The organism is Azospirillum rugosum, assembly GCF_017876155.1.
GTDB lineage: Bacteria > Pseudomonadota > Alphaproteobacteria > Azospirillales > Azospirillaceae > Azospirillum > Azospirillum rugosum.
The window spans coordinates 32,981-59,639 of sequence record NZ_JAGINP010000026.1; the positions used below are offsets into that span (position 1 = coordinate 32,981).

General features: G+C 70.0%; 28 protein-coding genes. 13 read left to right on the top strand and 15 right to left on the bottom strand.

Features of this window, described 5'->3' with window-relative positions; genetic code table 11:
* Positions 1–851 precede the first annotated feature (851 nt).
* On the top strand, positions 852–1,835 hold the full coding sequence (locus J2851_RS28725; RefSeq protein WP_246500996.1) for a replication initiator protein A: 984 nt from the start codon (positions 852–854) through the stop codon (positions 1,833–1,835).
* Here J2851_RS28725 and J2851_RS28730 read toward each other — a convergent pair whose 3' ends face one another.
* Positions 1,836–2,744, bottom strand: a complete 909-nt coding sequence (locus tag J2851_RS28730; RefSeq protein ID WP_209770658.1) for an alpha/beta fold hydrolase — start codon at positions 2,742–2,744, stop codon at positions 1,836–1,838. It abuts the gene before it with no gap.
* A 453-nt stretch (positions 2,745–3,197) separates the two neighbouring features.
* Between J2851_RS28730 and J2851_RS28735 the strand changes: the two genes are divergently transcribed.
* Positions 3,198–3,794 (top strand): DUF2076 domain-containing protein, encoded by a 597-nt coding sequence (locus tag J2851_RS28735; RefSeq protein ID WP_209770659.1) that lies wholly within the window; start codon positions 3,198–3,200, stop codon positions 3,792–3,794.
* A 396-nt stretch (positions 3,795–4,190) separates the two neighbouring features.
* Here the strand turns inward: J2851_RS28735 and ripC are convergent, their stop codons facing one another.
* The 5 genes from ripC to J2851_RS28760 are packed head-to-tail and all read right to left on the bottom strand — an operon-like array spanning position 4,191 to position 8,849.
* Positions 4,191–5,036 carry an itaconate degradation C-C-lyase RipC gene (gene ripC / locus J2851_RS28740; RefSeq protein WP_209770660.1) on the bottom strand — a complete coding sequence of 282 codons (846 nt, stop codon included), beginning with the start codon at positions 5,034–5,036 and terminating at the stop codon, positions 4,191–4,193.
* Positions 5,033–5,716 carry a class I SAM-dependent methyltransferase gene (locus J2851_RS28745; RefSeq protein ID WP_209770661.1) on the bottom strand — a complete coding sequence of 228 codons (684 nt, stop codon included), beginning with the start codon at positions 5,714–5,716 and terminating at the stop codon, positions 5,033–5,035. Before J2851_RS28745 ends, ripC begins: the two co-directional genes overlap by 4 nt.
* Complete coding sequence (locus tag J2851_RS28750) at positions 5,716–6,552, bottom strand: HTD2 family dehydratase (protein ID WP_209770663.1); 837 nt, start codon at positions 6,550–6,552, stop codon at positions 5,716–5,718. Before J2851_RS28750 ends, J2851_RS28745 begins: the two co-directional genes overlap by 1 nt.
* Positions 6,549–7,676, bottom strand: a complete 1,128-nt coding sequence (locus J2851_RS28755; protein ID WP_209770665.1) for a CaiB/BaiF CoA transferase family protein — start codon at positions 7,674–7,676, stop codon at positions 6,549–6,551. Before J2851_RS28755 ends, J2851_RS28750 begins: the two co-directional genes overlap by 4 nt.
* Positions 7,677–7,679: 3 nt before the next feature.
* The gene (locus tag J2851_RS28760) at positions 7,680–8,849 is read right to left on the bottom strand and encodes an acyl-CoA dehydrogenase family protein (RefSeq protein ID WP_209770668.1); all 1,170 of its coding nucleotides are present in this window, start codon (positions 8,847–8,849) and stop codon (positions 7,680–7,682) included.
* 122 nt (positions 8,850–8,971) lie between these two features.
* Between J2851_RS28760 and J2851_RS28765 the strand changes: the two genes are divergently transcribed.
* The 4 genes from J2851_RS28765 to J2851_RS28780 all read left to right on the top strand — a co-directional run bounded on the left by J2851_RS28765 (position 8,972) and on the right by J2851_RS28780 (position 13,997).
* A complete protein-coding gene (locus J2851_RS28765) occupies positions 8,972–9,946 on the top strand; it encodes a LysR family transcriptional regulator (RefSeq protein WP_209770670.1) in 975 nt (324 codons plus the stop codon).
* 31 nt (positions 9,947–9,977) lie between these two features.
* A complete protein-coding gene (locus J2851_RS28770; protein ID WP_209770671.1) occupies positions 9,978–10,976 on the top strand; it encodes a TRAP transporter substrate-binding protein in 999 nt (332 codons plus the stop codon).
* Between the two features lie 160 nt (positions 10,977–11,136).
* On the top strand, positions 11,137–12,354 hold the full coding sequence (locus tag J2851_RS28775; RefSeq protein ID WP_209770674.1) for a CoA transferase: 1,218 nt from the start codon (positions 11,137–11,139) through the stop codon (positions 12,352–12,354).
* Positions 12,355–12,356: 2 nt separating this feature from the next.
* Entirely contained in the window at positions 12,357–13,997 is a 1,641-nt protein-coding gene (locus tag J2851_RS28780) for an acyl-CoA dehydrogenase family protein (protein ID WP_209770676.1), read from the top strand.
* A gap of 146 nt (positions 13,998–14,143) precedes the next feature.
* Here J2851_RS28780 and J2851_RS28785 read toward each other — a convergent pair whose 3' ends face one another.
* The gene (locus J2851_RS28785) at positions 14,144–15,160 is read right to left on the bottom strand and encodes an alpha/beta hydrolase family protein (protein ID WP_209770678.1); all 1,017 of its coding nucleotides are present in this window, start codon (positions 15,158–15,160) and stop codon (positions 14,144–14,146) included.
* Between the two features lie 210 nt (positions 15,161–15,370).
* Between J2851_RS28785 and J2851_RS28790 the strand changes: the two genes are divergently transcribed.
* Positions 15,371–15,592, top strand: a complete 222-nt coding sequence (locus J2851_RS28790; protein ID WP_209770680.1) for a hypothetical protein — start codon at positions 15,371–15,373, stop codon at positions 15,590–15,592.
* A 12-nt stretch (positions 15,593–15,604) separates the two neighbouring features.
* On the opposite strand, the gene J2851_RS28795 is transcribed toward J2851_RS28790, so the two are convergent.
* Complete coding sequence (locus J2851_RS28795; protein WP_209770682.1) at positions 15,605–16,453, bottom strand: coiled-coil domain-containing protein; 849 nt, start codon at positions 16,451–16,453, stop codon at positions 15,605–15,607.
* Positions 16,454–16,818: 365 nt separating this feature from the next.
* Between J2851_RS28795 and J2851_RS28800 the strand changes: the two genes are divergently transcribed.
* From J2851_RS28800 to J2851_RS28810, 3 genes are all read left to right on the top strand, one after another.
* Entirely contained in the window at positions 16,819–17,601 is a 783-nt protein-coding gene (locus J2851_RS28800) for a response regulator transcription factor (protein WP_209770684.1), read from the top strand.
* Positions 17,602–17,992: 391 nt separating this feature from the next.
* Positions 17,993–18,364 carry a VOC family protein gene (locus J2851_RS28805; protein ID WP_209770686.1) on the top strand — a complete coding sequence of 124 codons (372 nt, stop codon included), beginning with the start codon at positions 17,993–17,995 and terminating at the stop codon, positions 18,362–18,364.
* Between the two features lie 14 nt (positions 18,365–18,378).
* Positions 18,379–18,825 carry an EVE domain-containing protein gene (locus J2851_RS28810; protein ID WP_246500997.1) on the top strand — a complete coding sequence of 149 codons (447 nt, stop codon included), beginning with the start codon at positions 18,379–18,381 and terminating at the stop codon, positions 18,823–18,825.
* A 4-nt stretch (positions 18,826–18,829) separates the two neighbouring features.
* Here the strand turns inward: J2851_RS28810 and J2851_RS28815 are convergent, their stop codons facing one another.
* Genes J2851_RS28815 through fliF form a run of 7 tightly spaced genes read right to left on the bottom strand, consistent with a single transcriptional unit; the run spans position 18,830 to position 24,282 of the window.
* A complete protein-coding gene (locus tag J2851_RS28815; RefSeq protein ID WP_246500998.1) occupies positions 18,830–19,438 on the bottom strand; it encodes a hypothetical protein in 609 nt (202 codons plus the stop codon).
* 8 nt (positions 19,439–19,446) lie between these two features.
* A complete protein-coding gene (locus J2851_RS28820) occupies positions 19,447–20,475 on the bottom strand; it encodes a flagellar motor switch protein FliG (protein ID WP_209770689.1) in 1,029 nt (342 codons plus the stop codon).
* A gap of 25 nt (positions 20,476–20,500) precedes the next feature.
* Positions 20,501–20,752 (bottom strand): hypothetical protein, encoded by a 252-nt coding sequence (locus J2851_RS28825; protein ID WP_209770690.1) that lies wholly within the window; start codon positions 20,750–20,752, stop codon positions 20,501–20,503.
* Positions 20,753–20,754: 2 nt separating this feature from the next.
* Entirely contained in the window at positions 20,755–21,519 is a 765-nt protein-coding gene (gene fliP, locus J2851_RS28830) for a flagellar type III secretion system pore protein FliP (protein ID WP_209770691.1), read from the bottom strand.
* 11 nt (positions 21,520–21,530) lie between these two features.
* The gene (fliN, locus tag J2851_RS28835; RefSeq protein WP_209770692.1) at positions 21,531–21,857 is read right to left on the bottom strand and encodes a flagellar motor switch protein FliN; all 327 of its coding nucleotides are present in this window, start codon (positions 21,855–21,857) and stop codon (positions 21,531–21,533) included.
* Positions 21,845–22,582: a FliH/SctL family protein gene (locus J2851_RS28840; protein WP_209770693.1), complete on the bottom strand. Its 738-nt coding sequence runs from the start codon at positions 22,580–22,582 to the stop codon at positions 21,845–21,847. Before J2851_RS28840 ends, fliN begins: the two co-directional genes overlap by 13 nt.
* The gene (fliF, locus tag J2851_RS28845; RefSeq protein WP_209770694.1) at positions 22,582–24,282 is read right to left on the bottom strand and encodes a flagellar basal-body MS-ring/collar protein FliF; all 1,701 of its coding nucleotides are present in this window, start codon (positions 24,280–24,282) and stop codon (positions 22,582–22,584) included. Before fliF ends, J2851_RS28840 begins: the two co-directional genes overlap by 1 nt.
* 200 nt (positions 24,283–24,482) lie before the next feature.
* Between fliF and J2851_RS28850 the strand changes: the two genes are divergently transcribed.
* The 3 genes from J2851_RS28850 to J2851_RS36435 are packed head-to-tail and all read left to right on the top strand — an operon-like array spanning position 24,483 to position 26,659.
* Positions 24,483–24,992, top strand: a complete 510-nt coding sequence (locus tag J2851_RS28850) for a flagellar basal body-associated FliL family protein (protein WP_209770695.1) — start codon at positions 24,483–24,485, stop codon at positions 24,990–24,992.
* A 28-nt stretch (positions 24,993–25,020) separates the two neighbouring features.
* Positions 25,021–26,076: a flagellar motor switch protein FliM gene (fliM, locus tag J2851_RS28855; protein ID WP_209770696.1), complete on the top strand. Its 1,056-nt coding sequence runs from the start codon at positions 25,021–25,023 to the stop codon at positions 26,074–26,076.
* A complete protein-coding gene (locus J2851_RS36435) occupies positions 26,057–26,659 on the top strand; it encodes a DUF6468 domain-containing protein (protein WP_209770698.1) in 603 nt (200 codons plus the stop codon). Before fliM ends, J2851_RS36435 begins: the two co-directional genes overlap by 20 nt.

Genomic DNA, 26,659 nt, shown 5'->3' on the forward strand with positions numbered 1-26,659 from the left:
CCATCGGTTTTCACAGGGGCCCAGGCCGCAAGGCTTGGGCCCTTTGTGATTCCGGAGGTCGCTTCCTCCGCTACGTCATCGTCGCCTCCTTTGGCGTTCGTGTCTGGCCGGCCATCGCGCTTGGTCGAGGCACGGCATGGCAATCGGTTCGGGCATGGTTTGCCCGTCACGGACAATGTTGTCGCGGCCTCCAGGGGCTGTCCACGATTCAAACGGGCGCGCCTTGGGCCCCCGGGCGGGCTGGCCGGGCGAGCAAGGAGTCAGCGGAATCAACGCCTTGGATGTCGTCGTTGTGACGTTGGCGACGCTCAAACGTCGCCGTTCTGCCGAGAAACCGGCCGCCCGACGTCGTCGTTCTGCCGAAAGATTCCTGCGAGCGGAAAGCGCCGGACTCCGGGAAATGTCGCCGTTCTGCCGAAAAACTTGACCTGTGGTCTCGCGGTGACTCCGCAAAAGGCCCGAGAATCGGGGCGAAGCGGACTCCGGCGAGTGTCGCCGTTCTGCCAATGTGCCGGTTCGCCGGCGGTCCCGGGCGGCCCTGGAGTCCCCTGCTGGTCCGCGAATCCCCAGGGAATCCAAAGGCTTCACGGACTCCTCGCGGCCGCTTGGCCGGGCCGACCGTCAGAACGCGGACGTTTGGGCGCCGGTGGACTCACCCCCACCGGGTAGCCACGGGCGGAACTGGCAGAACGGCGACATTCGCCGACAGGCATGGGGGCCGGTCACAGGGAAGGTCCAACCGGCGCCCGGGAATCTTTCGGCAGAATGGCGACGTTTGCACCTGCGCCGTGGCACATGGGCGGCGCATCGGGAATCATGACCGGGACTGCCTTGGCTGGGGCGGCCGGGCGATGGAACGCGGGAACGGCATGGACGACCGGAAGAACGACAAGAACAACGCGGAGGAACTGCTGGACCGTCCGGTCCAGCTGGCGCTTCGCCTGGACTCGCCGTTGCGCGGCGACGTGAACAACGACCGGGCGCTGATGGCCTACTCGCTGTTCGGCCTGTCGAAGGACAAGGTGGAGAGCCTGCCCACCTACGACGACGGCAAGGTGAAGATCGAGGTGCGGGCGCCGCGCGATGTCGGCGTTGCGACGATCTGGGACAAGTCCGTGCTGATCTACGCCGTCTCGCTGCTGCGCGAGAAGATGGCCGAGGGCAAGATGGGGCCGGAGGTCGGCAAGCTGCACTTCACCACCAGCGACCTGCAGCGGATCGTCGGCAAGACGGCCGGCGGCAGCGCCTACGACAAGATCGAGGGCGCGCTGGAACGGCTTCAGGGCACGCAGATCAAGACGAACCTGGAGACTGGCGGCGAGGGCGAGACCGGCGCCTTCTCCTGGATTTCCGACTACAAGCTGCTGTACCGCCGCGGCAAGAAGGACGGGGAGCGGCAGGTCCGCGGCCTGACGCTGGTGCTGTCCAACTGGGTCGTGCGCGCCGCGCTCGGCAACAACCTGCTGACCTATTCCGAGGACTACTTCGCGCTGAAGCCCATCGAGAAGCGGCTCTACGAGATCGCGCGCGCCCATCTGGGGCACGGCAACGCCTTCTGGATGGCGCTGGAGCCGCTGCGCAAGCGGGTCGGCTCCGACAACGACCTGCGCAAGTTCAAGAACGCGCTGGGCCCCGTGCTCCAGGCCGACCGCATCCCGGGCTACGGCGTCCGCATCGTGGAGGCGGCGGAGTACAAGGAGATCATGACGGCGCGCGGCGCCTCCATCGCGCGCGTGCTGAACGCCGACCTGCCCGTGGTGTTCTGGCGCAAGGACCGGGGGGAGCCGTCGTCGTGGATCGACGTGCCGAAGGTCGAGTACGACGAGGTGGTCTGATCAATTCCCCGGTTTGGCTTTCGCGTTGGCGGCGACGAAGGCCTCGATCTTGGCCAGCAGCAGCGGCGGCGTCTGAAGCATCGGGTAGTGGCCGGCGTTCTCGATCCGCTCCACGGTCAGGTTCTTGTAAGCCTGCTCGAACTTCGGGCGCTCGGCCGCCTCCTGGTAGAAGGGGATGTCATCCGCCCCGGTGATGAGCAGGACCGGCAGGTCGAGCCCGGCGACCTCCGCGCTGACGTCGGTGCCCGTGAACATCTTCAGGTAGCCCAGCATCGCCTCGCGCCCGGTGGCGTTGCGGGCGATGGCCAGCTTGTAGTCAACCCAGCCGTCCGTGTAGCGCTGGGCGACGCGCGCCTTGATGGCCCCGCGCATGGCGTCGTCGGCGTCGACGATGGCCGCCAGCCTCTGGAGGCCCGCCTCGTCCGTCTTGAAGCCGGAGGCCGGGACGGGCGTGACGGCGACCAGGCTCTTCAGCCGGTCCCGGCCCTTCGCCGCCATGGCCTGGGCGATCAGCCCCGACATGGAATGGCCGACCACGTGGAACCGCTGGTGCCCGAGCCGGTCCATCAGGGCGAACATGTCGGCGGCGGCCTCGTCGGCCGTGTAGGCGCCGGCGAGATCCCGGGACCATCCGTAGCCGCGCAGGTCGGCGAAGACGTAGGTGAAGTCCTTCCCGTTCAGGAAGGGCAGCAGGCCGGCGTAGTTGCTGTGATCGCCCATCCATTCATGCATGACCAGGATCGCCTCAGGCCCGGTTCCGACCGTGCCGTGTCCGACGATGGTCACGCCGGCCGGCGACAACGATGGCGGCGTGACGGCGTACTGCGGCGGTTCGGCTGCCCCAGTTGCCGGTGAAAAGGCGACGAGGAGGGCGGCAAGGCGGAGGGCGCGGAGCGGGGCGAGGGTCATGGGGCGGCGTTCCTCTCGGTCGGGGCGGTCGCGGTCCGCCCTCGCGGTGGCAACCGCAGCGCGAGCGTAACCTTGTGGTTGGGCCGAAAAATAATCCTTATCAGCCATAAGGTCAATTTCCCTGCGGTCCGCCGCGCGGCGTCGAAAAAGCGCTTCCCCCTCCCTTGACAGCGCTGCGACGCCGGGCCACGTGTTGCGTCACTTGGATCCGGGCCCCTCTGGCGACTTAGACGTGGTCGCGATGTCGGATCTCTTCACCTGCTTTTGCGCCGACGGGCGTGACCGCACTTGGAGGGACCGATGCCCCCATGGACCCGAGACTCCCAAGCCTCCACCCTCTCCACACTCCCTCTGACGACCCTTCGTACCTTGCGGACCGCACACGGTGCCGTTCCGGCGTCGTGCCCTCGCGCGTCCGCATTTCCCTCAACCACCGAAAGCATGAGCACAGCCATGGACCAGACCGAACGCCAGATCATTGACGACCTGTTCGCCAAGCTGCGTCAGGCCGAGGCCCAGTCCGGCCCGCGCGACCCGCAGGCCGAAGCCCACATCCGCGACCTCGTCGCCCGCCAGCCCGCCGCCCCCTACCTGATGGCGCAGGCCATGGTGATGATGGAGCAGGCGCTCGCCGCCTCCCAGGCGCGCAACGAGGAGCTGGAGCAGCAGCTCCGCGAGCGCCCGGCCGCTGGCGGCGGCGGCATCTTCGGCGGCCTGTTCGGCGGCGGCGCCAAGCCGTCCCCCGCGCCGCAGCGCATGATGAACTCCCCGGCCAACTCCCCGTGGGGCCAGCCGCAGACGCCGGCCTACGGCGATCCGCGCGTCGCGGCCTATGCCAACCCGCAGCAGCGCGCGGGCGGCGGCTTCATGGCCGGCGCCATGCAGACGGCCATGGGCGTTGCGGGCGGCATGCTGATCGGCAGCGCCCTGTCCAACATGTTCTCCGGCGGCGAGGCCATGGCCCAGGAGGCGGTCAACCAGGTCGCCGAGCAGGTCCCGGACGAGGCCGCCTGGGACGACGCCGGCTTCGGGGACGAGGAAGAACTCTGACCATTGGGAGGGGACGCGAGGGCACCGGCGGGGCGCACACCCCGCCGGCGGTCCGGCACAGTCCCCGATGAAACGTTATGAAACGCTATGCAACACGCAATCGCGTCGTGTTGCATGGGAGACCAACGGCGATCGGCGTGGACGCAATTCGGGCGTCGGTGCGGCGATGGTACCGACGTAACGAGAACAAATCAAGATCAAGTGCCCGGGAGCGCAGGGCTATCGCTCTCCAAATCCCCTCTCCCCTCTGGGGAGAGGGTTAGGGTGAGGGGGTTGTGCTTTTGCCGGACGTACCGCCATGCACGACCCCCTCACCGGCCCTTCGGGCCACCCTCTCCCCAGAGGGGAGAGGGCTAAACGGCCAAATGCAATCGCCCTGCCCCGGAGCGGTGAGGCTTATTGGCCTGCGGCGGCCAGGATCCGGCGTGCCTTTCTTGCCACCGCCTCGTCGATCATGCGGCCGGCGACGACGCCGACGCCCTTGGCGTTTTCCTCCAGGATCAGGCGGGCCTCGGCCACCTGGTCCGGCGTCGGGGTCAGGGCCTCGTTGATCGGGGCGATCTGGCGGGGGTGGATGGCCGCCTTGGCGGTGAAGCCCATGCGGACGGCCGCCGCGACCTCGGCGCGCAAGCCCGCTTCGTCGGTCAGGGCGAAGAAGGGGGAGTCGATGGCGGCGATTCCGGCCAGGGCCGCGGCGTTGACGACGCGGGAGCGGGCGGCCAGCAGCGGTTCCCACGCCACCTCGGCCCCCAGATCGGCGGCGAGGTCGGCGGCGCCGAAGAACAGGGCGTCGAGGCGCGGGGTGGACTGCGCGATGGCTTCCGCCAGGGCGACGCCGCGCGCGCTTTCGATCAGGGCGACGAGGCGGGTTGCCTTGCCGGATTCGGTCAGCAGGCCATCGATCAGGCGCAGCGTGTCGGCGGAGTCGGTTTTCGGCACCAGGATCAGGTCGGGCTCCGCCGGGGAGCGGACCAGCGCCAGCAGATCCTCCAGCCCGAAGGCGGTGCCCGGGGCGTTGATGCGCAACACGCGGACGATACCGCCTTCGGGGCGGCCGTCGTGGGGCGTCGCCATCCAGTCGAGCGCGGTTTGACGCGCCGTCGCCTTGTCGGCGGGGGCGACGGCGTCCTCCAGATCCACGATCAGCGCGTCGGCCCCAGCCTCCGCCGCGCGGTCGAAGCGCTCGGGCTTGGTGGCCGGGGTGAACAGCCAGCTGCGGCGGCGGGTGGGAACCGAAGTCATGGGAGCCTCCGGAAGACCGTGCGGCGCATGGGCTGGTCGAAGGCGGTCGCGCCGTCCTCCTCCACGCGCCCGTTGGCGGCGAAGCGGCGGCGCATCTCGGCCTCCACCGCCGGCAGGCGTTCGCGCCGGGCGGGATCCACGGCGACGACGTGGGCGAGGTAATGGTCGGCGTCGTGGTAGCGCACCACCGTGGTGTAGACGGTCTCGTCCACCTGTTCGAGCGGCAGCGGCGGGTGCTTCAGCGCCTCAAAGGCGGCGGCGCGCACCGCCGTCTCGTCCTCGATGGGGAGGAAGACCTGGAAGTAGCCGCCCTCCGCGATGGGCTCCACGACGACCAGCGTGCCTTCCGGCTTCAGCACCCGCGCGGCCTCGGCCAGCGCATCGGACATCACGGGCAGGGGCAGGTGGTGGAAGCTGTTGGAGAAGACCACGGCGTCCACCGACGCGTCCTCAAGCGGCAGCGCCTCCCCCCGGCCGACGCGGTAGCTGGCGCCGGGGACGGGGTCGGCCTTGCGGGCGCGGGCCAGCTGGTCCTCGCTGATCTCGATCCCGATGGCCTGGGCGCCCTCCCCGGCGAAGTGGCGGGTCAGCCCGCCGTCGCCGCAGCCGACGTCCACCACCGTGCGGCCCCTGGGATCCAGCACCTCGGCCAGCGCGTCCTTCAGGGTCATGCGGCGCATCAGGCGGCCTCCAGCTCGGCGCTCATGGCGATCTGGCCGGTGTGGTCGAGCGCCCAGAGCGTCGCCCCGCCCACCCGCGGCGACCCGCAGAGCGTGAAGGGGTGCACGTCGAACAGCGGCCGGCGCGCGCGGAAGCGGTAGGCGGTGACCCGCGCGCCCGGATTCTCGCGCAGGAACAGGTCCACCAGCAGGGTGGCGGTCAGCGGCCCGTGCACGATCAGGCCCGGGTAGCCCTCCACCTCCTCGCAGTACTTGCGGTCGTAGTGAATGCGGTGGCCGTTGAAGGTGATGGCGGAATAGCGGAACAGCAGCACCGGGTCCGGCACCATCGGGCGCCGCCAGACGGCGTCGGGGGACGGTTCGGACGGGGGAGGAGCCTCGCCGGGCTTCGGCGCCTCGCGGTAGACGATGTCGTGCACCTCGCGGATGGCGAGGCCGGCCTCCGTGGAGACCTCGTGCAGCACCTTCACGAAGACCATCTCGCCCGACCGGCCGCTCTTGTGCTGGACGTCGCCGATGGTGGAGCGGCGGCGCAGCGCCTCCCCCGTGCGGATCGGGGCCACGAACTCCAACTGGCTGCCGGCCCACATGCGGCGCGGCAGCGGCACCGGCGGCAGGAAGCCGCCGCGATGCGGGTGGCCGTCCTCGGCGATCTCGCGCTGCGCGGCCTTGGGCAGGAAGTAGAGCCAATGGCCAAGCGGCGGAATCTCCCCCGCGCGCCAGGGCGGGTCGAGGTGGTCGAGCGTCGCCGCCAGCCCCGCCAGCGGCGCCGCCGTCGCCACGTCGAGATGTTCCTCCTCGCGGCCGATCCAGTCCTTGAGATGATCAAAGCTCATGGGGCGAACTCCTTGCGCAGAGTTTCTGTGTGCTGGCCGATGGCGGGCACCGGGCGGGGATGGAAGGTTTCGCCGTTCCAGCGCTGCGGCGGGGCGACGGCGCTGACCGGGCCGGTGGGGGTGTCGACCTCGATGCGGCGCAATTGGCTGTGCGCCGACAGGTCGGCCACACTGTTCAGCGAGCCGAAGGCGATGCGCGCCCGGCGCAGCCGCTCCGTCGCCTGGGCGCGGTCGAGCGTGGCGAAGAAGGCGCCGACCGTGGCGTCGAGATCCGGCCGGTTGGCGACGCGCAGCGTGTTGGAGACGAAGCGCGGGTCGGTGGCAAGGTCCGGCTGTTCCAGGACCTCCGCGCAGAAGGTCTTCCACTCCCGCTCGTTCTGGATGGAGATGACCACCGTGTGCCCGTCCGACAGGGCGAAGGCGCCGTAGGGGGCGATGGAGGGGTGGTTCAGCCCGACGCGCTGCGGCGCCTTGCCGGCATAGTCCTGGTGCAGCAGCGGGACGGTCATCCAGTCGGCGATGGAATCGAACAGCGACACGGCGATGCCGCGGCCCTTCCCCGTCCGTTCCCGCTCGAACAGGGCCTGGAGCACGGCGGTGTGGGCGTACATGCCGCAGGCGATGTCGGCGACCGACACGCCGACGCGGCCCGGCGCCTCCGGCGCGCCGGTGATGGCGGCCAGCCCCGTCTCGCTCTGCACCAGCAGGTCGTAGGCCTTCATGTCGCGGTAGGGGCCGTCCTCGCCATAGCCGCTGATGTCCACGGTGATCAGGCGCGGGTGCCGGTCGCGCAGGGCCGCGGAGCCGAAGCCGGCGCGTTCCGCCGCACCGGGCGCGAGGTTCTGGACGAAGACGTCGGCCTTTTCCAGCACGCGGTGCAGGAAGGCGGCGTCGCCCGCCTCCTTGATGTCGAGGACGATCGACTCCTTGCCGCGGTTGAGCCAGACGAAATAGGCGCTTTCCCCGTGGGCGACGTGGTCGTAGTTGCGGGCGAAGTCGCCCTCCGGCCGCTCGATCTTGATGACGCGGGCGCCGGCGTCGGCCAGTCGCGACGTGCAGTAGGGGGCCGCCACCGCCTGTTCCAGCGCGACGACCAGAATGCCTTCAAGAGGTGGCGTGCTCATGGCTTAGAAGGACTTCGGCATCTGGAGCACGTGCGTGCCCACGTGGGAGAGGATCAGGTTCGTCGAAATCGGCGCGACTTGGTAGAGGCGCGTTTCGCGGAACTTGCGCTCGATGTCGTATTCCTCGGCGAAGCCGAAGCCGCCGTGCGTCTGCAGGCAGGTGTCCGCGGCGTGCCAGGAGGCCTCCGACGCCAGCATCTTGCCCATGTTGGCCTCCGTCCCGCAAGGCTGGCCGGCGTCGAACATGGCGGCCGCCTTCTGCACCATCAGGTTGGCGGCCTCGGTTTCGACGTAGTTGCGGGCGATGGGGAACTGGATGCCCTGGTTGGCGCCGATGGGGCGGCCGAACACCTCCCGCTCCCGCGCGTAGGCCGAGGCGCGGTCGATGAAGAAGCGGGCGTCGCCGATGCATTCCGAGGCGATCAGGATGCGTTCCGCGTTCATGCCGTCGAGGATGTAGCGGAAGCCCTTGCCCTCCTGCCCGATCAGGTTCTCGGCCGGGACCTCCAGGTTGTCGAAGAACAGCTCGGTGGTGGCATGGTTGATCATGGTGCGGATCGGCCGGATGGTCAGGCCGTTGCCGACCGCCTGGCGCAGGTCCACCAGCAGGACGCTCATCCCCTCCGTCGGCTTGGCGGCCTGGTCGCGCGGGGTGGTGCGGCAGAGCAGGAGCATGAGGTCGCTGTGCTCGGCGCGCGAGATCCAGACCTTCTGGCCGTTGACGATGTACTTGTCGCCCTCGCGCTTGGCGAAGGTGCGGATGCGGGTGGTGTCGGTGCCGCTGGTCGGCTCCGTCACGCCGAAGGCCTGGAGGCGCAGCGTGCCTTCCGCGATGCCGGGCAGATAGGCCTGCTTCTGCGCCGGGCTGCCGTGCCGCAGGATGGTGCCCATGGTGTACATCTGCGCGTGGCAGGCGCCGCCGTTGCAGCCCGACCGGTGGATTTCCTCCAGGATCGCCGTCGCCGCCCCCAGGCCGAGGCCGGAGCCGCCGTATTCCTCCGGGATCAGCACCGACAGGAAGCCGCTTTCGGTCAGCGCGCGCACGAACTCCGTCGGATAGGCGCGCTCCGCATCGAGCTTGCGCCAGTATTCGCCGGGAAAGCGCGCGCACAGCTTGCGCACCGCGTCGCGGATGTCCGGGAACGTCTCGTCTCCCGCGGTTTCGACGGCCATCGTCTCTTCCTCCTGATTCCGGCTTTCCAGGATGGTAGGGATCGGTTAAGGTATGCGTCAACGGAATAAATCTTATAACGGCTATTCCGGTGTGATATGGGGACAAACGGAAGGTTCGCGGCATGGACTTTCGGCAGCTGGGCAACTTCCTGCATGTGGCGGAACTGCAAAGCCTGTCGCGCGCCGCGTCCGTGTTGCGGGTCGCCCAGCCCGCCCTGTCCCGCCAGATCAAGTCGTTGGAGGAGGAGCTGGGCGTCCAGCTGTTGCAGCGGCATGGCTGGGGCGTCACGCCGACGCCGGCCGGCCGGGTGCTGATGGAGCACGCCCGCCGCGTGCTGAAGGAGGTCGGGGCGGCGCGCGATGCCGTGCAGGCCTACCAGATGGAGCCGTCGGGCACCGTCACCTTCGGCACGCCGACCTCGCTGGGCTCCGTGATGCTGCCCGGGCTGGCGGCGCGGTTCCGCCGGACGGCGCCGAAGGTGCGGCTGCATCTGGTGGAGGGCTTCAGCGCGTCGATCCACGAATGGGTGCTGTCGGGGCGGCTCGACCTCGCGGTGCTGTACGAGACCAAGACCATGGGCAGCCTCGCGACCACGCCGTTGCTGGAGGAGTTCATGGTCCTGCTGGGGCCGGCGGGGCGGTTCGGTCGGGGCGACGAGTTGGATTTGGCAGAGGTGGCGGGGCTGGATCTGATCCTGCCCGCCCGGCCGCACCGGCTGCGCCTGCTGGTCGATCAGGCCTTCGCGGAGCGGGACCTGTCCTGCGAGCCGGTCCTGGAGGTGGACGCCCTGCCCGCCCTGATCGAGCTGGTCCGCATGGGCGAGGGCTGCACGCTGCTGCCCTTCTCCTGCGTGTCGGCGCTGGTGGAGGAGGGGCGGCTGAGCGCGGCCGCCGTCGTCCCGGCCATCCGCCGCTCGCTGGTGCTGGCGCGCCCGCCCGACCGCATCCCGACCCCGGCCTCCGAGGCGCTGGAGCGCGCGGTGCTGGCCTTCATCCAGGCGCAGGCGGCGACGCTGCGCTGGACCGTTCCCAAAGCTGTTCAGAACACCGTCTTGACCTCACCCGACACGGAAGAAGCGGGGAGCACGGCGGCCTGACCCAAAACAGACCAACAATCAGGAGGAAACGATGCGGACTCTTGCTGCTTTCACCCTGGGCGCCGCTCTGGCGCTCGCCGCGACGTCCGCCTTTGCGGACCCGATCGTCATCAAGTTCAGCCATGTGGTGACGCCCGACACGCCCAAGGGCAAGGGCGCGGACAAGTTCAAGGAACTGGCCGAGAAGTACACCGAGGGCAAGGTGAAGGTGGAGGTCTACCCCAACAGCCAGCTCTACAAGGACAAGGAGGAGCTGGAGGCCTTGCAGCTGGGCGCCGTGCAGATGCTCGCCCCGTCGCTGGCCAAGTTCGGCCCGCTGGGCGTGAAGGAGTTCGAGGTCTTCGACCTGCCCTACATCTTCCCGGACCAGGCGGCGCTCCAGCGCGTGGAGGACGGCCCGGTCGGCCAGAAGCTGTTCCAGAAGCTGGAGAGCAAGGGCATCAAGGGGCTGGCCTACTGGGACAACGGCTTCAAGGTGATGACCGCCAACAAGCCGCTGGTGAAGCCCGACGACTACAAGGGCGTGAAGCTGCGCATCCAGTCGTCGAAGGTGCTGGAATCGCAGATGCGGGCGCTGGGCGCGCTGCCGCAGGTCATGGCCTTCTCGGAGGTCTACCAGGCCATGCAGACCGGCGTCGTGGACGGCAACGAGAACACGCCGTCGAACGTCTACACCCAGAAGATGCACGAGGTGCAGAAATACGTGACGGTGACCAACCACGGCTACATCGGCTACGCGGTCATCACCAACAAGAAGTTCTGGGACGGCCTGCCCGCCGACGTCCGCACGCAGCTCGAGCGCGCGATGAAGGAGTCGACCCAGCTCGCCAACGCCATCGCGCAGAAGGAGAACGACGACGCGCTGGCCGCCATCAAGGCCAGCGGCAAGTCGGAAATCATCACCCCGACGCCCGAGCAGAAGAAAGCCCTGCGCACCGCCCTGCTGCCCGTCCACAAGGAGATGGAATCGCGTGTCGGCAAGGACCTGATCGAGGCGATCTACAAGGAGACGAATGTGGCGGGGCAGTGAGCCACGCTTAAAGACCCTCTCCCGCCCTTAATCCCCTCTCCCCTCTGGGGAGAGGGTTAGGGTGAGGGGGTCCAGCATCTGCCGAACTTTCCAGTCCCCCTGCAACCCCCTCACCCCGCCCCTCTCCCCAGAGGGGAGAGGGAGAAGAAAAAAGATCCCCATGACACCCCTTCTCACCGGCTTGCGCGTGGTCGAGGTGACGGCCTTCATCGCGGCGCCGCTCGGCGGCATGACGCTGGCGCAGCTTGGCGCGGACGTCATCCGCATCGACCCCATCGGGGGCAACATCGACTACCGGCGCTGGCCGCTCAGCCAGCAGGGCACCAGCCTCTACTGGACCGGGCTGAACAAGGCCAAGCGGTCGGTCGCGCTGGCCCTCGACAAGCCGGAGGGGAAGGAGATCGCGCGGGCGATCATCACGGCGTCGGGCGAGAACGCCGGCTTCCTGCTGACCAACCTGCCGGCCAGCGGCTGGATGAGCTATGACGCGCTGTCGCAGGCGCGGCCGGACCTGATCATGCTGCGGCTGACCGGCAACCCGGACGGCTCCTCGGCGGTGGACTACACCGTCAACTGCGCCAGCGGCTTCCCCATGGCGACGGGGCGCGGCGATGGGCCGGTGAACCACGTGCTGCCGGCCTGGGACGTGGCGGCCGGCCTCTATCTCGCCACCGGCCTGCTGGCGGCGGAGCGGCAGCGGCGCCTGACGGGGCGTGGGCAGGAGGTGACGCTGTCGCTCGCCGACGTGATGCTGGCGACGGTCGGGAACCTGGGCTACGTCGCCGACGTGCAGGTGAACGGGGCCGTGCGCCAACCCATGGGCAACGAGCTGTACGGCGCCTATGGGCGCGACTTCGCGACCGGCGACGGGCGGCGGGTGATGGTCGTCGCCATCTCCAACCGGCAGTGGCGGGCGCTGGGCAAGGCGACGGGGCTGGCCGACAAGCTCGCCATGATCGGGCCGCTGATGGGCGTGGACATGGACGACGAGGGCGGGCGGTTCCAGGCGCGCGACGCCATCGCCGCCGTGCTCGCCCACTGGTTCGCCGCGCGCGGGCTGGATGAGGTCCGTGCGGCCTTCGACGGCACGGGCGTGCTGTGGGGGCCGTACCAGGACTTCGGCCAGCTGGTGACGGAGGACCCGCGCTGCTCCACCGCCAACCCGCTGTTCCAGGAGGTGGTGCAGCCCGGCGTCGGGCGGCACCTGATGCCGGGCTCCCCGCTCGCCTTCGGTGCTGTGCCGCGCGGGGAGGTGCGCCCGGCGCCACGGCTGGGCGAGCACACCGACGCGGTCCTGGCCGAGCTGCTGGGCCTGTCCGCGGCCGAGATCGGCCGCTTGCACGATTCCGGCGTCGTCGCCGGCGCGGTGGAGGGTTGACGATGGATTTGCTGACGACCTGCCGCGCCGCGCTGGCCGCCGCCGAAACCCTGGCGACGGAGGGGCGGCGCGCCGTCGCCGCGCTGGTCACCAGCGACGGGCGCCCGGACGCGCGCAAGTTGGAGACGCACCAGTTCGCCGTCCATGGATTGGCGTGGCAGGCGACCTACGTCGCGGCCCTGCGCCAGACGCTCGCCTGGGCGGAGGGGCTGAAGGAGGCGGGGACGCTGGGCGAGGTGGAGGCGGCCATCCTGCGGCTGGGCTTCGCCGAGTATCTGGGCCAGCTGGCCGGCGGCATCCCGATGAGCCAGGCGGAGGTCGTCCGCCCGTCGGACCTGGGCATCGCGCCGGACACCGTGGCCCGCTTCGTCGCGGAGTCCGGCTTGGCGGAGCTTGCCGAACCGGCGGCGCTGGAGGGCGCGCGGCGGCTGCTCGGCCATGCCGCGGAGGAGGGGCGCTACGGCGCGCTGGCGCTCGGCGACGAGACGCTGGAGATGATGCACGGCCAGTTCACCCGCTTCGCCGACGCGGAGGTGGCGCCACTGGCGCAGGACATCCACCGGCGCGACGTGCTGATCCCGCTGGAACTGGTGGAGAAGATGGCCGGCCTCGGCGTCTTCGGGCTGACGGTGCCAGAGGAGCATGGCGGCCTCGGCCTCGGCAAGATCGCCATGTGCCTGGTGTCGGAGGTGCTGAGCCGCGCCTACCTCGGCGTCGGCTCGCTCGGCACGCGGGCGGAGATCGCGGCGGAGCTGATCCGGCTTGGCGGCACGGCGGCGCAGAAGGAGCGCTGGCTGCCGCGCATCGCGTCGGGCGAGATCCTGCCGACCGCCGTCTTTACGGAGCCCAACACCGGGTCGGATCTCGGGTCCTTGCGGACGCGGGCGGTGCGCGACGGGGATGTCTACCGCGTGTTCGGGGCCAAGACCTGGATCACCCACGGCGCGCGGTCGGATCTGATGACTCTGCTGGTGCGCACCGACCCGGGCACCGACGGCTACGCCGGCCTGTCCATGCTGCTGGCCGAGAAGCCGCGCGGGACGGAGGACGACCCCTTCCCGGCGCCGGGCATGAGCGGCACGGAGATCCCGGTGCTCGGCTACCGCGGCATGAAGGAGTACGAGATCGCCTTCGACGGCTTCGAAGTGCCGGCGGACGCGCTGCTCGGCGGCGTGGAGGGCCAGGGCTTTAAGCAGCTGATGGAGACCTTCGAGAGCGCCCGCATCCAGACCGCCGCCCGCGCGCTGGGCGTGGCGCAGAACGCGCTGGAGCTGGGCACCAACTACGCCCACCAGCGCAGCCAGTTCGGCAAGCCGATCCTCGCCTTCCCGCGCGTGCACGCCAAGATCGCCTGGATGGCCGCGGAGACGATGATGGCCCGGCAGCTCGCCTACTTCGCGGCGCGCGAGAAGGACAGCGGCCGGCGCTGCGACGTGGAGGCGGGCATGGCCAAGCTGCTCGCCGCCCGCGTGGCCTGGAGCAACGCCGACGCCGCTTTGCAAATCCACGGCGGCAACGGCTACGCCCTGGAATACCCGATCAGCCGCGTGCTGTGCGACGCGCGGATTTTGTCGATCTTCGAGGGGGCGGCGGAGATCCAGGCGCAGGTCATTGCCCGCGGTTTGCTGACGGGGAGGAATTGAGAGGACGGGGTCCTCGCGTTGGGCCCCCCTCCCGACCTCCCCCCATCTTCGACGGGGGGAGGAGATATCCCCTCCCCCGCGAAGTGGGGGAGGGTTAGGGTGGGGGCCCAACGCCAGGACGTCCCACCTTCAACACCGACCAAAACTCACCGCGTCGGCGGGAGGGTGCGGCGGAAGAAGTCCAGGAGTTCGTCGTTCAGGCGGTCGTGGAAGGCGCCGCGGTCGAAGCCCGGGGGGTCCTGGGCGGCCGGGCCGATGCGGGCGGCGGCGCTGGCCGGGACCGGGGTCATGAAGGCGTAGTGGCCGGCGCCGGGCACGACCTGCACCTCCGGGCTGCCGGGCAGTTGGGCGGCGACGCGGGCGGTTTCCATCACGCCGGCCTCGTCGCCCTTCTCGGCCCGGTACAGGCGGACCGGCAGCGTCACGTTGGCCAGCGCGCCGTCGGCGAACAGCGTGCCGACGGGGTCCATCAGCACCAGCGAGCGGATGCGCGGGTCGGCGGCGGTCTTCTGGGTGGGCGTGGAGGCGACGACGGTCTTGGTTCCGGACGGGCATAGGGCGCTGCGGTCCGCGTCGGGCCCGCAGAGCTTGGCGACCCGGCCGAGGTCGGCGACCGCCCCGCCGGCGACCAGCGCGGCGTAGCCGCCGGGGCCGAAGCCGACCACGCCGATGCGTGCGCGGTCCGCCCGCCAGCCGACGGGGGAGGAGTCGAGCACGGCGTCCAGCGCCGCGCGGAGCTGGTCGGGCAGCTCCGCCCACAAAGGCCGGGTGCCGATCCGCACGTCGCCGCCGGCCGCGTTCGGGTCTCCCCCGCCGATGTGGGCCACGGTCGCGGTGATCATGCCGCGGCGCGCCAGGAACAGCGCGATGTCGACCATGGCGAAGCTGTTGCGCGACGGCCCCTGGGTGATCAGCACCAGCGGCATGGTGGTCAGCGCCGGCGCGCCTTCCGGCGCCACGTTGATGTGGTAGGGGCCGCGGCGGATCGGCTGGACGGGATCGCGGGTGGGATAGGCCAGGAAGACGGGCACCTGCGTTCCGGTCGCCGGGTCGTGATAGACGACCTGCGCCGCCGCCGCGCGGAACTGCGCCGGGCTCTCCGCCTTTCCCAGCGACGGGGCGCCGATCAGCGCGAGTGCCAGGACCCACCAGAACCGCCGCATCAATCCGACCTCCCGCGCTGTCTTCGGGGTATGTTTAGGATCTGCCCCGAATTTCTGAAGCCCGAACTTCTGAAGCCCGAACTTCTGAAGATGGACAGGCCCCCGGCAATGGCAAGATGCACCGGGAACCGCAAGCTTCACCGTTTGGTCACCGCCGCGCCTCGACGGTCTGAGGCATCATGGCCTGACCCATCACGCTAAGGACACGACATGCTGCGCCCTGCCTTTCCTGCCGTCCTGTTGGCCGCCCTGTTCGCCGCCGCGATGGTCCTGTCCGGCTGCGGGGTCGTGGTCGCCACGGTCGACACCGCGGCCAGCGTGGCCGGGTCGGCGGTCAGCGTCGCGGGCGATGTCGTCTCGGCGACCGCCCATGTGGCGACGGCGCCTTTCCGCGGCGGGGACGATGAGACGGACAGCAAGGCGGCCGAGTGACCGCCGCGTCGCTCAGCGCGTGAAGAGGCGCCGCCACCAGGGGCGGCGCAGCCGTTGCAGTTCGGCGGCCAGGATGCGGCACTGGTCGCGCATGGCCTCGTAGGCGGCGACCTCCGCCTCGCGGTCCTGGCGCAGCCCGTCGAGCGTGCCCATCAGGCGCTCGACCTTCCCGGCCAGCTCCGTGGCGCGCTGCCGTTCGCGGGCCTCCGCCTCCCGGGCCTCGTCGCGCTCGTTCTCCGCGCAGGCGAGGCGTTGGGTGAAGACCTGCTCCCGCGCCTCGGTGTCGGCGATCAGCTGGGCCACGAGGTCGCCGATCCGCTGCCGCTCCGCCTCGCGGTCGGCCTGGAGGCGGTCGAGCGCCACCGCGTGGGCGGTGCGCAGGGCGGCGATCTCCGCCGTCGTGTCCGACAGGCGCTGTTCGGCGTCCTGGAGGGCGCGGGCCAGGTCCTGCTCGCGCGCCGCGGTCTCGGCGATCAGCTGTTCGACCAGGGTGGTGACGCGCTCGCGCTCCGCCGCGTGGCCCTCGTGCAGGCGCGCGACCTCGGCCTCGCGGGCCTGCTCGGCCTGGGTGATGGTCTCGCGCCAGCGCTCGCGGTCGGCGGTGTGCTCCGCGACGACGCGCAGCCGTTCCGCCCGCTCGCTCTCCGCCGCCGACTCGGCCTTGGCGAGCTGTTCGCCCAGCGTGGCGATCTGCTCGCCATGGGACCGGAGCAACTGCGCCGTGTTGGTGGCCGGAGCCTTGGCCCGCGTGCGCGGCGCAGGCGGCACCGCCGACGCCACGGGACGGCGCGACGGTTCGTCACCATTGGTCCCAGGGCCATTGGTCCCAAGGCCATTGGTTGTGGCCATCATGTCGGTCATCGCGGCGCACCCCGGTAAGCCTGCCTAACTCGCGAGAATACCGCGTCGCGCGGCGTACGCACAGGAACCTTTTTCGAAGGCGGAAGCGCGCGGGGAACCGTGGCGGCTTGCCCATATTCCGGTTGCGAACTTTTGCCTCAATTCTTCGACGAGTTTTGCGGCAAATCGGCAAAAGAGCGGGCTGTTAATCCGGTTTAAGGCGGGTTTAACGCCGGGCCTATGCTTTCCCGATCGTAGTAACACCAATGATTGACAGTACGGGTTTCGATCGGTTTTCTCAGGGTGGATCAAGGGCGGGGTCAAACAGCTTTTCGTTAAAAAGCAAGTCGATCGCCGCGAAGACTGTCGATGCTGTGGAGAATCCCATGCGTGCTGTTCTGGTGGAACCGAACCCGCTGATCGCCGAGGCGCTTGGCCGGCAGCTCGGCATGGGCAAGATCCGCTACGACCGGCTGGACTGGCCGGAACTGGAGGAGCTGCTGGCCGAACAGGGCGGCGAGGCGCTGGGCTTCGACGCCATCGTGCTCGGCGGGCTCGCCGACCCGGCCGCCGCGGTGGCGTCCTTGCGCGCCCAGCGCGTCACCGCCGCGGTGCTGTGCCTGCTGGAGCGGCGCGACGTGGCGACCACCGTGGCGCTGCTGCACGCCGGTGCCGACGACGTGCTGGTCAAGCCGGTGGTCAGCGCCGAGGTGCGCGCCCGCATCGAGGTCGCCCGCCGCCGCGCCCGCGGCCTGGTCAGCAACGCCGTGCGCGTCGGCCGCCTGACCGTCTTCCTCGACGGCCGCGACCCGGATGTGGGTGGCGAACGCCTGCGGCTGAGCCAGCGCGAGCACGCCATCCTCGGCGTGCTGGCCGCGCACCACCGCCGCGTGGTCTCCAAGGAGCACATCTACGACGAGGTCTACGGCCTGTCCGGCGCCGACCCGCTCGACAAGGTCATCGACGTCTACATCTGCAAGCTTCGCAAGAAGATCGCCGAGGCGACCGGCGGCGCCCGCTACATCGAGACCGTCTACGGCCGCGGCTACAAGTTCGAGGCCCCGCCCGAGCACGAGGAGCCCGACGCGGCGCCGCGGCGGCTGCGCGCCGTGGCGCCCTTCAAGGGCTTGGTGCGGGCGCCGGCGGCCCCGATCGCCGCGGTGGGGTGAGGGCTTGCCATGTTTGGGCGTGGATCTCCCGCCGTCATCCCAGCGAAGGCTGGGATCCAGGAAACTTCGCTGTTGAGCGCCTGATGTGCCCTGGATTCCCGCCTCTCGCGCTGGCGAGGCCAGCGCTGACGGCGTCAGGCGGACCGAAGGTCCGCTGAGAGCCTTCGCGGGAATGACCGGTGCGGGGCAGACGTCGTGGTTTCCAACACATCGCGTCCTAGCAATTGAGCGTATCTCGGCAACGCTTTGGAAGAGACGATGCCGCGGCTCTCCTGGCGGCACCATGCTGACAAAAACTGACAGCATGCCGGTCTAGGATCGGTTTCACCGGGCGGGAACGAACCAACGGCCCGCCGCACCGATCCACCGAAATCCTGAGGGAAACGCTGCCATGCTGAACGTCGATTTCGTCCTGCTCTACGTCGCCAACCCGACCACCAGCGCCGCCTTCTACGCCGACCTGCTGGGCCGCCCGCCGGTCGAGGCATCAAAGACTTTCGCGATGTTCGCCATGGAGTCCGGCCTGATGCTCGGCCTGTGGTCGCGCCAGACGGTGGCCCCGGCGCCGACCGCGCCGACGGGGTGCGGCGAGATCGCCTTCGTCGTGCCGGACGCCGACGCGGTGCGCGCCACCCACGAGGACTGGAGCCGCCGCGGCCTGCCCATCGCGCAGGAGCCGACGGCCATGGACTTCGGCTTCACCTTCGTCGCGCTGGACCCGGACGGGAACCGCCTGCGCGTCTTCGTCCCCGGTCCCCAGTGAGCGGGGGCCGGATCATGGCCAGCCAGATCATGGGAAGCCGCAACTGGATCGCCGTGGCGTCCGCCGAGCATGTGCGCATCGGCCGTGCCGGGGGCTTCATGCAGGTGTGCCACGGCAAGGCGGCGCCGCTGCGCCGCATCCGGCCGGGGGACCGCGTCGCCTACTACTCCCCGTCGGAGGTGTTCCGGGGCAAGGACAAGCTGCAACAGTTCACCGCCATCGGCACGGTGCGCGAGGGTGTGCCCTACCAGTTCGACATGGGCGGCGGCTTCGTGCCCTTCCGGCGCGACGTTGATTGGCTGAAGGCGGAGGAGGCGCCGATCCAGCCCCTGCTCGATGTGCTGGACTTCACCGGCGGCACGCGGAACTGGGGCTACCAACTGCGCTTCGGCCTGTTCGAAGTCAGCGGCCACGACCTGGACCGCATCGCCGGGGCCATGAAGGCGGCATTGCCTGCGTGAGGTGTCACACCACGGAGTCGGCGCTGAGGCGGCCGTCGAAGTCGAGCCAAGCGCCGGCCACGGGGCCCACGGTCAGGGTCCCCTTCAGGCCAGCGTCGGCGAGGGACGACGCGAAGCTTTCCTGCATGTCGGCCAGGATGGCCGAGGACAGGCCGCCCGCGGTCTGGAGCGTGACGTCGAGCGTCCGCCCCTCCCCCGCCGCGACGAGCTGGACGGCCCCCACCTGCCCCAGGTGGATTTGCAGGACGAAGGCGCTGCCGGTCTGAAGCCCCTCGCCGTCGGCGATGGCGCACAGCAGGCCGCGCGCGCGGGGGCCGTCCATCACCGGCACGCTGAGGACGCGCCAGGCGCGCCCGTCGGATGTCCGGCGGTGGCGGGGCGCCAGCGCCTCATCCAGCTCGTCGAGCAGGGCGCCGCCGTCCAGCGCGTCCAGCGCCCGCGCGCCGTCCGGGCCGAGCCAGCCACGCGCGCCGCCGGCCGTGGCGGACAGGAAGACGGCGAGGCCGAGGCCGAAGGTGGAGTCGCAGCGCGGCAGGCCGCCGCGCAGCTCCTGCGCCGCCGGGGAGTCCAGGGCGTCCAGCACGGCGAGAAGCCGTGGGATTTGGACGACCATGCCATCCATCAGTAGACCACCGCGTCGGCTTCGCCGGACTGCGGGATGACGATGGCGCCGTCGTCGGACAGGGCCTTGGCGACCTGCACGATCTCCGCCTGGGCGTCGTGGACGTCGCGCATGCGGACCGGGCCCATGTTCTCGATCTCGTCCTGCAGGATCATGCGGGCGCGTTCGGACATGACGGACAGGAAATGGTCGCGCTGCTGCGCCTCCGCCCCCTTCAGCGCGATGGCGAGCTGGCCGGTGTCGCAGCGGCGGATGACGGTTTGCAGCGAGACGCGGTCAAGGCGCAGCAGATCCTCGAAGGTGAACATCAGCTGGCGGATGCGCTGGGTCGATTCCGGCAGGATGACGTCCAGGTCGGCGAAGATCTCGCCCATCGTGTCGCGGTCGATGCGGTTGAAGATGTCGGCCATCCGCTCGTGCGTGTCGGAGCCGTGGGTGCGGGCGTAGTTCGCCATGAACTCGTTGTGCAGGATGGATTCGATGTCCAGCAGCACCTCGCGCTGCACGGATTCGATCTGGATCATGCGCTCGATCACCTCCAGCCGCAGCGCAGGCGGCAGCAGCGGCAGCACCTTGGCCGCGTGGTCGCTGCGCATGCGCGACAGGATGACGGCGGCCGTCTGCGGGTATTCGCCCGACAGGTATGTCGCCAGCACGCCCTCGTTCACGTTGGACATCTTCTCCCACATGGTGCGGCCGGCGGGGCCGCGGATCTCGCCCATGATCTCCGACACGCGGTCGTCGGGCAGGAAGCGGGAGAGCATGCGCTCCGTGCTGTCGTAGGACCCGACGACGGAGCCGGTGTTGGCGAAGCGCTCCGTAAAGGTGCGCAGCAGCGCCTCCACAAGGTTCGAGGTGACGTTGCCGAGGCCGGCCATGGCGCGGCTGACCATGCGGATCTCGTCGTCGTCCAGCCGCTCCATCAGGCGGGAGCCGCGCTCCTCCCCCAGCGCCAGGAAGATCACTGCGGTCTTTTCCGTCCCGCTGAGGCTCTTGTAGTTGTCGCGAATCTTGATCGGGATGCCCATGTCGGTCCCCTCAGAAGGAACGGTCTCAGAAGGAATGGTCGGCGGCGGGGGGGCCGGCGGGGTCGGGGTCCGGCTCGGCCAGGGTTCGGTCGTGGCGGAAGGCGCCGGCGAGCACGCTGCCGGCGACCAGCACCATGCGGTGCGGCACCAGCGGGTTGGGCGCCAGCGCCGCCAGCAGCGCCAGGATGGTGGTGTCGTCGTCCACTGGGACTCCGCGCCGCCGCGCGATGGCGGTCAGGCTGTCGGCGACGCCGGACGGCGTTTGGGGAGGTGCCATGGTCAGGCTCCCCCGTAGGAGCGGATCAGGCTGTTGGCGATCAGGAACCAGCCGTCGGTCAGCACGAAAAAGATGATCTTGAAGGGCAGCGCGATCATCACCGGCGGCAGCATCATCATGCCCATCGCCATCAGCACGGCCGCCACAACCATGTCGATGACCAGGAAGGGCAGGAAGACCAGGAACCCGATCTCGAAGGCGCGCCGCAGCTCCGACAGCAGGAAGGCCGGCACCAGGACGCGCAGGTCGGCGGTCTCCGCCGTCTTCGGCTTTTCCGTCTCCGATTTGCCGGAGAAACCGGCGAAGGCGGTCAGGTCCTTGTCGCGCACCTGGGAGGCCATGAAGGCGCGGAAGGGCTCGACCATGCGTTCCAGCCCCTGCTCCTGCGTCACCTGCTCGTTCAGCAGGGGGCGCAGGCCGTCCTGCCACGCCGTGTCGAAGACCGGCCCCATGATGTGGAAGGTCAGGAACATGGCGAGGCTGAGCAGCACCATGTTCGGCGGCGACTGCTGGAGCCCCAGGGCGGAGCGCAGGAGCGACAGCACGACGATGATGCGCGTGAAGGAGGTCGCCATGATCAGCAGGCCCGGCGCCACGCTGAGCACCGTCAGCAGCACGATGCCCTGGACGACCCGGCCGGACAGCGACGCCCCCTCCCCCAGCGCGTTCAGGTCGAGGTTGAGCGCCTGCGCCCCGGCCGCCGTCGGCAACAGCAGCAGCACGGGGAGGATCGCCAGCGCGGCGGTGCGGAAGGGGCGGACACGCATGATGGGATGGCTCAATCGATGCCGAGGTCGGTGCGCACGATTTCCGTCAGCGTGACGCCCAGGCGCTGGTCTTCCACGATGACCACCTCGCCGCGGGCGACGAGGCGGTGGTTGACCAGCACCTCCACCGGCTCGTCCACCTTGCGCTCCAGCTCCACCACGGCGCCGCGGCCGAGCTTCAGGAGCTGGGCGACGAGCATGCTGGTGCGGCCGAGCACGACCTGCACGTCCACGGGGACGTTGTAGATGGCGTTCATGGTGCCGCCGGTTTGATCAGGGGTGGCCTTTTCGCCGGGCTTGGGGTCGTCGTCGAGGACGTCGAGGTTCAGTGGGGGCATGGTGCGGGGTCTTCCGTAAGGGGGGCCGTAAGGGGGGCGAAAAGGGCGGCGAGGGAGCGGTCGCAGAGGTCGGCGACGGCGCGGTCCACCGCGGCGGGGTCGTGGCGCAGGCCGCCGGCTTCCCAGGCGGCGTCGATGCCGCCGGGCGGGATGGTCCGGTCGGCGACGATGTCGAGCGTGCCGCGGAAGCTGTGGTTCTCGGCGGCGGTCAGCTTGGTGCGGAGCGGCTCGGCGACGTCCGGGTGGACGCGGACGCGCAGCAGGGGCGACTTGCCGGCCAGGCGCAGGGCGTCCCGCGCCAGTCCCTCGGCCTCGGCCGGGCCGACGCGGTCCAGCAGGGCCGGTGCAATGCGGCGGACCAGCGCCACGAGCACCGCGGCCCCTTCCGCCTCGATCCCCGCCAGGGTCTCGGCGAAGCGGTCGTCCAGGCTGGCGAGCTGTTCCTCCAGCCGGCGAAGCGACAGGGCCAGCAGCACCTCGATGCGGGCGTTGGCCTCCGCCTCCCCTTCCTGGCGGCCCTGCTCCAGCCCGTCGGCGAAGGCGCGCAGCTCGGCGGCGCCAACGGCATCTTGGATGGCGGCCTGGAGGGCGCGTTCGGAATGGGCGGGGACGTCGAGGGGATCGACTGCCTCGGGCTTCGGCGCCTGTTCCAGAGCGGCGGCCTCGCTCGCCGCCTGGGCGGTGCTGTCGAAGCGCTGGTCGAAGCGGTAGCGCGGGTAGTCCATCAGACCGCCTCCTCGTAGAGCCAGGAGCGAAGGATGTCGATCGCTTCATCCGGGTATTGGTCGACGATGTCGCCCAGCCGGCGGATGGAGGAGGCGCGGACGCGGCCCTCCACCGTGCGCAGCTCGATCAGCTGGTCCATGGTCTCCTCGATGCCCGGCAGGGGCGCCATGGCGGGCTCAAGCGCCTCGCCGAGTTGGGGCGCCTGCGCCGCGCCGTCGGCACCCGTGGGCGGGGCGGCGAGCTGCGGCATCGCAGCGGGGCCGGCCAGCGCCGGGGCTGCGGTTTCCGCCGCGGCGGGCGGCGGGGCCGGGAAGACGCGGCGGATCAGCGGGCGCAGGCCCAGCACGATCAGCAGCCCGCACAGCACCAGCAGGATCACCCACTGGATCAGCGTCATCACGTTGCGGCTGAGCGTGTCGGCGATCTCGTCCATGGCGGCGCGCGGCGGGATGTCCGGCGCCAGCTCCACGAACTCCAGGTTGTCCACCGTCACCCGGTCGCCGCGCGCCTGGTCGTAGCCCATGGCGGAGCGGACCAGCTCGCCGATGCGCTGGATTTCCTCCTGGGAGCGCGGCTCGTAGCTGCGCACGCCGTCGGCGGCGGTTTTCCAGGTGCCGTTGACCAGCACGGCGACGCTGACGCGGCGGATGTCGCCGGGCTCGATCACCGTTTCGCGGGCGACGTTGGAGATCTCGTAGTTGACCGTCTCCTCCTGCCGCTTGGAGTCGGTGGAGGAGCGGTTGTTCTGCGCCTGGGCCTTCACCTCGCGCTGCGGCAGGTTCTGTTCCGCCGTGACCGGCGGCTCGCCCGACGTGTCGAGGCTGCGGTCCTGCTCCTGCACGGTCTGGGTGGAGCGGACGACCTGACTCGCGGGATCGAAGCTCTGGCTGCGCACGACCTCGCGCTTGGTTTCGACATCGACAGCAACTTGAACGCGAACATTGCCCTGGCCGAGGCGGGCGACGAGCATCTGTTCGATGGCGCGGGCGATGCGCGCCTCGTGCCCGACGCGCAGGCCGTCGGCCTTGGCGGCGGTGACGGTGTCGCCGTCGTCCTCGGTCAGCTGCACCTCGCCCGACGCGTCGAGCACGGTGACCGCGCTGGCCTTCAGGTTCGGCACGGCGGCGGAGACGAGGTGGCGGATGGCCAGTGCCTGCCGCCGCTCCATCGGGGCGCGGCCACGCATGCGCACCACGACGGAGGCGGTGGGCTTGGGGGCGGTGCGCGAGAACTCCTCCCGGTCGGGCAGGACGATGTGGACGCGCGCGGCCTCCACCCCCGACAGCGTCTCGATGGTGCGGGCGAGTTCGCCCTCCATGGCGCGCAGCCGGTTCATGCGCTGCATGAAGCTGGTGATGCCCAGCGGCTTGTCGCTGTCGAACAGCTCGTAGCCGATGCCGCCGCGGGACGGCAGGCCCTTTTCGGCGAGCAGCATGCGCAGGCGCGCCACGTCGGAGTCCGGCACCTCCACCGCCGTGCCGTCGAAGGCGGCGGCGACCGGCACGCCCATGGCCTCCACCGCCTTGACGATGCGGCCGGCGTCGGCCGGCTCCAGCCCGGTGTAGAGCGGTGTCATGTGCGGGCGGGACAGCAGCACCGCCATGGTGGCGACCGCCAGGACGATGCCGACGCCAGTGCCGCCCAGCACCAGCAGGCGCCCGCGGCCCAGCGTCCGCAGATTGTCGATCAGACCGGTCACGACATCCGCACCTTTAAAGTTTCCGAAAAGCGGCGCCCGTAATCTTCGCTCCAGGCACCGGTCCACGGTACCGGTTCCGCTTTTAAGCGGAGTAAAAGCTGGAAACGTGGACCGCGAAAGAAGTCCGTAAAACTTGATCGTTTAAAATACTCGATCAAATTTTCGGGCAAATTTTCGGCAGTTTGGAGGCTCATGCCGCGATGAATACAGACGCTGGAAAGGCGCAGACGGTGTTTTCCGGCCTGCCGGGCCGGCAGCGGATGTATGTCGTCGTGCTGCCGCTGGCCCGTCTGGCGTTGGGGGCGGCGGCGCTCGGCGGCGTCGCGGCGGCGGGCTTGGGTGGCTACTGGGCGGCGGTCGGCAGCGACGGCGTGGCCCGGCTGTTCGCCGGCACGCCGATCGTGGAGCGGTCGCAGATCACGCTCGACCTGCCGGAGCTGGTGGTGAACCTGCGGCCGGAGACGCCGTCGCGCTTCCTGAAGCTCGGCATCACGCTGGCCGTCGCCCCGAAAGACAGGGCCGCCGTGGAGCAGGCGATGCCGCAGTTCGTGAACGCCGAGCAGGAGTTCCTGCGCAACCTCGACCAGCACGACCTGCAGGGCTCCGCCGGGCTGCTGCGCCTGCGCGGCGAGCTGCGCCGCCGCTTCAACCTGATCCTGGGCCGGGACGCCGTCGCCGACGTCCTGCTGCGCAGCCTTCTCACGCAATAGCGGTTCCGGGAATTCCCAGAGGACGTCGATGAGCAACCCAACCGACCATGATACGGACATCTCCGGCTTCGACAGCGTCCTGGACGGCGGGGCGGGCGAGGCGAAGGCGCTGAGCCAGGAGGAGATCGACCGGCTGCTGGATTTCGCCGCCGCCCCGGCGGAGACGCCGGGCCAGCCCGGCGCCATCGAGCGGCTGGTCAGCTCGACCACGGTCAACAAGGACCGGCTGCCGATGCTGGACGTGGTCTTCGACCGCATGGTCCGGCTGCTGAACACCTCGCTGCGCCAGTTCTCCTCCACCAGCGTGGAGGCCAGCCTGCTGCGCATCGACTGGCTGCGCTACAACGAGTTCCTGGACACCATCGAGCTGCCGGCCCTGGTCGGCGTGGCGCGCGCGGAGCAGTGGGACAACCAGCTCGTCGTGTCGGTCGACAGCGCGCTGATCTACTGCATGATGGACGTGCTGCTGGGCGGCCGGCGCAGCCGCGCCCGGCGCATCGACGGCCGCAGCTACACCTCCATCGAGCGCAAGATCACGGAACGGCTGGTCAAGGTCATCCTTCAGGACCTCAGCCAGTCCTTCGACCCGATCGCGCAGGTGGACTTCACCTTCGACCGGCTGGAGACCAACCCGCAGTTCGCGACCATCACCCGCGCCACCAACGCGGTCATCCGCGTGCGCATCGCGGTGGAGGTGGAACGCCGCGTCGGCCACGCCGAGGTGGTCATCCCCTACGCCACGCTGGAGCCGGTGCGCGGCAAGCTGGTGCAGACCTTCATGGGCGAGAAGTTCGGCCACGACACGGTCTGGGAAAGCCATCTGAAGGCGGAGCTGATGCGCGCCAAGCTGGACCTCGTCGCGGTGCTGCAGCAGACGCAGGTGCCGCTGGGCGAGGTGCTGAATTGGGAGAAAGGCACGTCGCTGAAGCTGCGCATCGACCCCGACGCGCCGGTGATGCTGCAAAGCAAGACCACCCCCCTCTTCGCCGGCCACATGGGCCAGCGCAACGGCAACATCTCCGTCAAGATCGACACCGACCTGGAGACCAAGCAGGAGCTGATCGATGGTCTCTTTTCTCATTGACGCCGTGCTGGCGGTGATGCTGGTCACCGCCACGGTCTTCCTGGTGATCGTCAACAAGCGCCTGAAGGTGATGCGGGCGAGCCAGGGCGAGATCGGCGCGCTGATCACCACCTTTTCCAAGACCATCGACGAGACGGAGGCCTCCGTGCAGCGCCTCGTCGCCGCGGCGACCGAGGCGTCGGCCAAGCTGTCCGACGGGCTGGAGCGCGCTAGGGGGGTGACCGAGGAGGTCGGGCTGATCCTCGGCTCCTGCGAGCGCGCGTCCAAGCGCATCGAGGAGTCGGTGCAGGAGGCCCGCGCGCTGGTCCGCCGGCTGGAGGACGGCCCGGTGGTCCGCCCGCGGCCCCGGCCGGCGCCTGTGGTGCCTGTGGTGGAGAAGGAGGAGGAAGAACCAGCCGCCGTTGCCGAGGAGCGCGACGACTTCCGGCCGATGCTGGCTTCCGCGCTGGCGCGGACGCAGGCGGAACTGGCGGAGTTGCGGGCGGAGCCCCGGTTGGAGGCTCCTGCGGACGGTGACGGCGCGCGGCAGGCCGCGGCCAGCGCCTTCTACGCGCGCCTGCGCACCGTCGGGACGGAGCGCTGA

Excerpts from the sequence above, each read along its gene's own strand:
- J2851_RS28820 (WP_209770689.1), bottom strand. The coding sequence starts at position 20,475 with ATGGGCATCCCGATCAAGATTCGCGACAACTACAAGAGCCTCAGCGGG.
- J2851_RS28795 (WP_209770682.1), bottom strand. The coding sequence starts at position 16,453 with ATGACCGACATGATGGCCACAACCAATGGCCTTGGGACCAATGGCCCT.
- J2851_RS36435 (WP_209770698.1), top strand. The coding sequence starts at position 26,057 with ATGGTCTCTTTTCTCATTGACGCCGTGCTGGCGGTGATGCTGGTCACC.
- J2851_RS28850 (WP_209770695.1), top strand. The coding sequence starts at position 24,483 with ATGAATACAGACGCTGGAAAGGCGCAGACGGTGTTTTCCGGCCTGCCG.
- J2851_RS28770 (WP_209770671.1), top strand. The coding sequence starts at position 9,978 with ATGCGGACTCTTGCTGCTTTCACCCTGGGCGCCGCTCTGGCGCTCGCC.
- J2851_RS28735 (WP_209770659.1), top strand. The coding sequence starts at position 3,198 with ATGGACCAGACCGAACGCCAGATCATTGACGACCTGTTCGCCAAGCTG.
- J2851_RS28815 (WP_246500998.1), bottom strand. The coding sequence starts at position 19,438 with ATGGTCGTCCAAATCCCACGGCTTCTCGCCGTGCTGGACGCCCTGGAC.
- J2851_RS28825 (WP_209770690.1), bottom strand. The coding sequence starts at position 20,752 with ATGGCACCTCCCCAAACGCCGTCCGGCGTCGCCGACAGCCTGACCGCC.
- J2851_RS28765 (WP_209770670.1), top strand. The coding sequence starts at position 8,972 with ATGGACTTTCGGCAGCTGGGCAACTTCCTGCATGTGGCGGAACTGCAA.
- J2851_RS28800 (WP_209770684.1), top strand. The coding sequence starts at position 16,819 with ATGCGTGCTGTTCTGGTGGAACCGAACCCGCTGATCGCCGAGGCGCTT.
- fliM (WP_209770696.1), top strand. The coding sequence starts at position 25,021 with ATGAGCAACCCAACCGACCATGATACGGACATCTCCGGCTTCGACAGC.
- ripC (WP_209770660.1), bottom strand. The coding sequence starts at position 5,036 with ATGACTTCGGTTCCCACCCGCCGCCGCAGCTGGCTGTTCACCCCGGCC.
- J2851_RS28805 (WP_209770686.1), top strand. The coding sequence starts at position 17,993 with ATGCTGAACGTCGATTTCGTCCTGCTCTACGTCGCCAACCCGACCACC.
- fliN (WP_209770692.1), bottom strand. The coding sequence starts at position 21,857 with ATGCCCCCACTGAACCTCGACGTCCTCGACGACGACCCCAAGCCCGGC.
- J2851_RS28750 (WP_209770663.1), bottom strand. The coding sequence starts at position 6,552 with ATGAGCTTTGATCATCTCAAGGACTGGATCGGCCGCGAGGAGGAACAT.
- J2851_RS28780 (WP_209770676.1), top strand. The coding sequence starts at position 12,357 with ATGGATTTGCTGACGACCTGCCGCGCCGCGCTGGCCGCCGCCGAAACC.
- J2851_RS28790 (WP_209770680.1), top strand. The coding sequence starts at position 15,371 with ATGCTGCGCCCTGCCTTTCCTGCCGTCCTGTTGGCCGCCCTGTTCGCC.
- J2851_RS28745 (WP_209770661.1), bottom strand. The coding sequence starts at position 5,716 with ATGCGCCGCATGACCCTGAAGGACGCGCTGGCCGAGGTGCTGGATCCC.
- J2851_RS28755 (WP_209770665.1), bottom strand. The coding sequence starts at position 7,676 with ATGAGCACGCCACCTCTTGAAGGCATTCTGGTCGTCGCGCTGGAACAG.
- J2851_RS28725 (WP_246500996.1), top strand. The coding sequence starts at position 852 with ATGGAACGCGGGAACGGCATGGACGACCGGAAGAACGACAAGAACAAC.
- J2851_RS28840 (WP_209770693.1), bottom strand. The coding sequence starts at position 22,582 with ATGGACTACCCGCGCTACCGCTTCGACCAGCGCTTCGACAGCACCGCC.
- J2851_RS28785 (WP_209770678.1), bottom strand. The coding sequence starts at position 15,160 with ATGCGGCGGTTCTGGTGGGTCCTGGCACTCGCGCTGATCGGCGCCCCG.
- J2851_RS28760 (WP_209770668.1), bottom strand. The coding sequence starts at position 8,849 with ATGGCCGTCGAAACCGCGGGAGACGAGACGTTCCCGGACATCCGCGAC.
- J2851_RS28775 (WP_209770674.1), top strand. The coding sequence starts at position 11,137 with ATGACACCCCTTCTCACCGGCTTGCGCGTGGTCGAGGTGACGGCCTTC.
- J2851_RS28810 (WP_246500997.1), top strand. The coding sequence starts at position 18,379 with ATGGCCAGCCAGATCATGGGAAGCCGCAACTGGATCGCCGTGGCGTCC.
- J2851_RS28730 (WP_209770658.1), bottom strand. The coding sequence starts at position 2,744 with ATGACCCTCGCCCCGCTCCGCGCCCTCCGCCTTGCCGCCCTCCTCGTC.
- fliP (WP_209770691.1), bottom strand. The coding sequence starts at position 21,519 with ATGCGTGTCCGCCCCTTCCGCACCGCCGCGCTGGCGATCCTCCCCGTG.